The sequence below is a fragment of the Streptomyces sp. H27-D2 genome, from assembly GCF_035828615.1.
Lineage (GTDB): Bacteria > Actinomycetota > Actinomycetes > Streptomycetales > Streptomycetaceae > Streptomyces.
Window position 1 is genome coordinate 1 of the sequence record NZ_JAYMZR010000181.1, and the last position, 5,013, is coordinate 5,013.

The 5,013-nt window shown below is 71.6% G+C and carries 5 protein-coding genes and 1 pseudogene; 2 read left to right on the forward strand and 4 right to left on the reverse strand.

The genetic code is table 11. The annotated features are described in order from the left end of the window. A partial coding sequence (locus QMK28_RS33550) for an ATP-binding protein (RefSeq protein ID WP_326443473.1) occupies window positions 1–492 on the reverse strand: 492 nt, incomplete at its 3' end. Window positions 493–667: 175 nt separating this feature from the next. Then, complete coding sequence (locus tag QMK28_RS33555; RefSeq protein ID WP_326443474.1) at window positions 668–997, reverse strand: hypothetical protein; 330 nt, start codon at window positions 995–997, stop codon at window positions 668–670. A gap of 225 nt (window positions 998–1,222) precedes the next feature. On the opposite strand from QMK28_RS33555, the gene QMK28_RS33560 reads away from it, so the two are divergent. Beyond that, window positions 1,223–2,320, forward strand: coding sequence for a PLP-dependent cysteine synthase family protein (locus QMK28_RS33560; protein ID WP_326443477.1), 1,098 nt, complete (start codon window positions 1,223–1,225; stop codon window positions 2,318–2,320). An 89-nt stretch (window positions 2,321–2,409) separates the two neighbouring features. On the opposite strand, the gene QMK28_RS33565 is transcribed toward QMK28_RS33560, so the two are convergent. Both QMK28_RS33565 and QMK28_RS33570 read right to left on the reverse strand, forming a co-directional pair. After that, window positions 2,410–2,889, reverse strand: coding sequence for an SRPBCC family protein (locus QMK28_RS33565; protein ID WP_326443475.1), 480 nt, complete (start codon window positions 2,887–2,889; stop codon window positions 2,410–2,412). 111 nt (window positions 2,890–3,000) lie between these two features. Beyond that, window positions 3,001–3,843 (reverse strand): DeoR/GlpR family DNA-binding transcription regulator, encoded by an 843-nt coding sequence (locus QMK28_RS33570; RefSeq protein WP_326443476.1) that lies wholly within the window; start codon window positions 3,841–3,843, stop codon window positions 3,001–3,003. A 397-nt stretch (window positions 3,844–4,240) separates the two neighbouring features. Here QMK28_RS33570 and QMK28_RS33575 point away from each other — a divergent pair. After that, window positions 4,241–5,013 (forward strand): annotated as a pseudogene (locus QMK28_RS33575) (hypothetical protein); the annotation flags it as partial.

Below are 5,013 nucleotides of genomic sequence, written 5' to 3' on the forward strand. Positions count from 1 at the left end.
GATCGGGACGGTCGTCACGGAGGAGGGGCGGCGGGCCGCACGGTCCGCCGCCCCGCCGCTGCTCAGCGGCGGGACGGCCGGACGCGGCCCGACGGCGGGGAGGGTGAACCAGACGGCCTTGCCCGCGCCGTCGGGGTGCGCCCTGACGCCCCAGTTCTCGCTGATCGCGGCGATCAGGTCCAGGCCGCGACCCGTGGTGTCCAGCGGGTCGGCGCTGCGGACCTTCGGCAGCCGCGGGTCGTGGTCGCGTACCGAGACCGTGAGCTGATCGAGCAGCAGGGAGAGCTCCACCGAGCACTGTTTGTCGGTCTCCGCGTGCCGGTGCACGTTGGTCAGCAATTCGGTGACGCCCAGCGCGGCCGGGTCGATCAGCGGATCGAGCTGCCAGTAGCGAAGCTGCGCGGAGACGATTCTGCGGACCTGCCCGATACGGGGCGGCAGTGCCTGGAGCTCCAGCGTGCAATGTCTGCTGGGCCGGCTGATGCTGATCACGGCTGCGACTCCCTGAAGAAGTAGGGCTTGCCCGATTCAGGTGCGGCAATGGGGGATCCAGCAGCGGCGGCTGCTGTGTTCCGCCGGCGATCCGGTTCTCAAGGTGACTGCCGGTGAACCCTTAGTGATAAGACCAGAGTCGACCCGCCCGAGCGGACGCGCAACTCGCGCCGGCTCAGTCCCGGGCCGTGTGCTCGCCCGCGTTGTGCACCGCGTCCAGGAAACGGCGGGCCATCGGCGGCCCCTGCGCTCCGCGCACGGCGTCGGTCCCGCCCAGGGTGAGCAGATACCGGGTGCCGTTCACCGTGGCCAGGGCCCGGCCGCGGGTCGCGAACCACGGCTTGGTCGCATGCACGGACTTGACGGGAGCGCTGTCTATCTCCCGCCCGTAACTCGTCAGCAGCTCCAAGCGGCCGTCTTTGATGAGGACTTGCCCGGCCCGGGTGACGGAGCGCAGCCAGCGTTCGATCCGCACCCCTCTCGCAGTGAACTCGGGTTCCGCCATGCTCAACCGCCTCCTTCAGCTACGCGGCGATTGAGTCCTGCCGTCCCAGCCGCTCTGCTGGCAGTCTGCACGTGACCGGGCCTGTGCACCAGTGCCCATTTATGATCGGGAATGCCCGGCGCACCGTGCGGGGCGGGAGTACGAGCAGGAGGAGCGTCACCGGTGAGCAGTACTGAGCAGACAGAGATCGGCCACCCCACGGTCCCGGTCCCGAATACCGAGCCGATGACGACGGTGGACGTGGACCGCAGCGACCCGGAATACCGGGCCTGGCTGAAGGAAGCGGTACGAAAGGTTCAGGCGGACGCCAACCGCTCCGCCGACACCCACCTGCTGCGCTTCCCGCTCCCCGAGAAATGGGGGATCGACCTCTATCTGAAGGACGAATCGACCCACCCGACCGGCAGCCTGAAGCACCGGCTGGCGCGCTCGCTCTTCCTGTACGGGCTGTGCAATGGCTGGATCCGGCCGGAAAAACCGGTCATCGAGGCGTCCAGCGGCTCCACGGCGGTGTCCGAGGCGTACTTCGCGAAGCTGATCGGGGTGCCCTTCATCGCGGTGATGCCGCGCACGACCAGTCCCGAGAAGACCCGGCTGATCGAGTTCCACGGCGGTCGATGTCATCTGGTGGACGACCCGCGGACGGTGTATGAGATCTCCACCCGCCTCGCGGCGGAGTCCGGCGGCCACTACATGGACCAGTTCACGTACGCAGAGCGGGCCACCGACTGGCGCGGCAACAACAACATCGCCGAGTCGATCTACAGCCAGCTGCGTCTTGAGCGCTATCCCGAACCCGCCTGGATCGTCGCCACCGCGGGCACCGGCGGCACCTCCGCCACCATCGCCCGCTATGTGCACTACATGCAGCACGACACCCGCGTCTGCGTCCCGGACCCGGAGAACTCCTGTTTCTTCGAGGGCTGGCTGACCGGCAACCCGGACGCGACCAGCGACTGCGGCTCGCGCATCGAGGGCATCGGCCGCCCCCGGATGGAGCCGAGCTTCGTGACCGGCGCGATCGACCGGATGATGCAGGTCCCGGACGCGGCGAGCATCGCGGCGGTACGCGCCCTGGAGGCCGGGCTCGGCCGCAAGGCGGGCGGGTCGACCGGAACCGGGCTGTGGAGCGCGCTCAAGATCGTCGCGGAGATGGTGGCGGCGGGCAGCACGGGCAGCGTCGTCACGCTGATCTGCGACCCGGGCGAGCGCTACCTCGACAAGTACTACTCCGACGCCTGGCTGGCCGATCAGGGCCTCGACATCGCGCCGTACACCCGGACCATCGAGACCTTCCTCGCGACGGGCCTCTGGCCCAACTGAGCCTGCGGGGGCGGTAGTTCCCTGGGCCGGCCAGCCGCTGGGGCCCGGCTCCTATGGCGGGCCGGGCTCAGGCCGGGCCCGGATCGGGCTCAGACCAGCGCCAGCCGCCGGTCCAGGGCGCGGACCGCGTTGCGGAAGGCGCGGCCCAGGCCCGGCCGCGCGAGCAGCAACGCGAAGCGCAGCGGAGCCGGCCCGTCCACCGCGAACGTCCACCGCACCCGGGTGCCGGGGCCGGTGGCGGACGGGGTGAGCCGCCAGTCCTCCGCCATGGCGCGCAGCGCGGGGGCGTTGGTCTTGTCGATCCGGTAGGCGTAGCGCACGGGCGCCTCGGCCGTCAGGATCGTCTCCTGGAAGCGTGTGCCGCCCCGCAGCGCGACCTCCCGGCCCTTGCCGCCGTCGGTCGGCCGGCACCGTGTCACCGCGCCGAACCACGCGGGCCAGCCCTCGACGTCCTCGGCCAGCGCGCGGAAGACCTCCTCCGGCGGGGCGGCCACCTCAGCCGTGAAGACCAGTCGGACGGGGGCGGACTCGGTGAAGTCGAGCCCGACGGATCGAAGGCGGCGCGCCATGGGCCGGCACTCCCAACTGGGTTGGCGGACGGGGCAGTCGTACGGCACTCCGGTGCACGGCGGCCAGGACCGCTCGTGCGGCGATTCCCCGACACCCTAACCGGCGGCCGGTCAGGAATCCGCTCCGCCGCGGGCCTCGCCCGCCACCACCAGCTCCGGAATCAGCTCGGAGATCTCCTCGCGCGCGGCCTCGGGCAGCCCGGTGTCCGTCACCAGCGCGTCCACCTCGTCCAGCGAGGCGAACGAACTCAGCCCCACAGTGCCCCACTTGGTGTGGTCGGCGACCACCACCACCCGACGGGCGGAGCGCATGAACCGGCGGTTGGTCTCCGCCTCGGCGAGATTCGGCGTCGACAGGCCCGCCTCCAGCGATATGCCGTGCACCCCCAGGAACAGCACGTCGAAGTGGAGCGAGCGGATCGCCTGATCGGCCACCGGTCCCACCAGGGAGTCCGACGGGGTGCGCACCCCGCCCGTCAGCACGACCGTCGCGCCCGACCGGGAGGCCGGCCCGCCGTTCGCCGCCGCCCGCTGCGCGGCGTGGAAGACGTCGGCCACCCGCACCGAGTTCGTCACCACGGTCAACTCCGGTACGTCCAGCAGATGTTGCGCCAAGGCGTAGGTGGTGGTGCCACCGGACAGCGCGATGGCGCTGCCGGGCGCGGCCATCGCGGCGGCGGCGCGCGCGATGTCCTCCTTGGCGGACAGCTCCAGACTCGACTTCGCCTCGAAGCCCGGTTCGTGCGTACTCGCCTCGGCGACCGGCACCGCACCGCCGTGCACCTTCTCGACGACACCCTGGCGGGCCAGCGCGTCCAGGTCGCGACGGACCGTCATGTCCGAGACGTTCAGCTTCCGGGTCAGCTCGTTGACCCGTACTCCGCCGCGCCGCCGCACCTCGTCGAGAATCAGAGCGCGCCGCTGCTCCGCGAGCAGGTTCTGGTTGTCGCTCACCCCGGACTGTTCCTTCCGATCAGCGGACGTCGCCTTTTCCCGGCCATCCTCCCATGTACGTACGACAAGCGATCGAGTGAGCGCACCGGGATCGTGATGTCGACTCTTCCCGCACCGGGTTGGCTGCGCCGAATGCGGGACAGGACCATCCTGTACGAGAAACGCGGTACGGGGATCGGGGGAGGCCATGGCGGCAGCCGGGCAGCCGGGCACAGAGCGGTCGGGTACAGAGCGGTCGGGTACAGAACGGCCGGACGCAGCGCGACCAGCCACAGCGGGAACGGGCGCGGCGCGCCCGGACGCGAGCCGACCGGACGATGCGGCGCGGGCGGACGAAGCACAGGGCAACGCAGCGCAGGGCAACGCAGCACAGCCGACCGGCGCGACGGCGGCGGCCGTGCCCCGCGACGCCGGCGCGGACTGCCCGGCACTCGCCCTCGAACTGCTCGTGCACGGCGTCGGCGGCACCACCCCGGAGCGGATGCTCGGCGATCCGCGGACCGTCCGGGTCACCGGCGACGACACGGCCGCCGTCTACCGCCGTACGGACGACGCCGACGCCGAGGACCGGCCGCAGGACTACCGGGACCGCCCCGTCCCCGAGGCGTACACCTGGTGCAACCTCACCTCGGGGAACGGCTCCCGCGCCCTGTGGCTGCTGCTGTTGCCGTTCATGGTCGCCAACCTCGCGCACTGGATGCGGCCGGCCGTCGACGGGCGCGGCTTCGCGGTGCGCACCTACGGCGTACTGGTCCGGCTCGTCGCCCTCAGCCTGACCGTGCTGCTGGTGGCGGCCGCCTGCGAGGTCGCGCTCGACCTGACGGCCTGGCAGTGCGCGGGCTCGGCCGCCTGCGCCGGACACAAGTCCTGGCTCGGCTTCCTCTCCGCCGACAACGGCGGCTGGTGGGCGCAGCCGGGCCGCCGGCTGGCCCTCGCGGCCCTGGTGCCCACCGCCCTGACCGGACTGCTGTGGTGGCTCTCGCACCGCTCCTGGAGCGCCTACGAGTCGCAGCCGCCGCTCGGCCACGCGGAAGCCAAGGACGGCGAGGACGGCGAGGACGGCGAGGACGGCGAGGACGGCGAGGACGGCGAAAAAGGCGGAAACGACCCGGAGGACTGCGCCGGCCGCCCGGCGCTGTGCATGTCCGGCATCTGGTACGGCCGCCGACT

Bases quoted from the DNA above. Each gene is read 5' to 3' on its own strand.
- QMK28_RS33555 (WP_326443474.1), bottom strand. From the start codon at position 997: ATGGCGGAACCCGAGTTCACTGCGAGAGGGGTGCGGATCGAACGCTGG.
- QMK28_RS33560 (WP_326443477.1), top strand. From the start codon at position 1,223: ATGACGACGGTGGACGTGGACCGCAGCGACCCGGAATACCGGGCCTGG.
- QMK28_RS33565 (WP_326443475.1), bottom strand. From the start codon at position 2,889: ATGGCGCGCCGCCTTCGATCCGTCGGGCTCGACTTCACCGAGTCCGCC.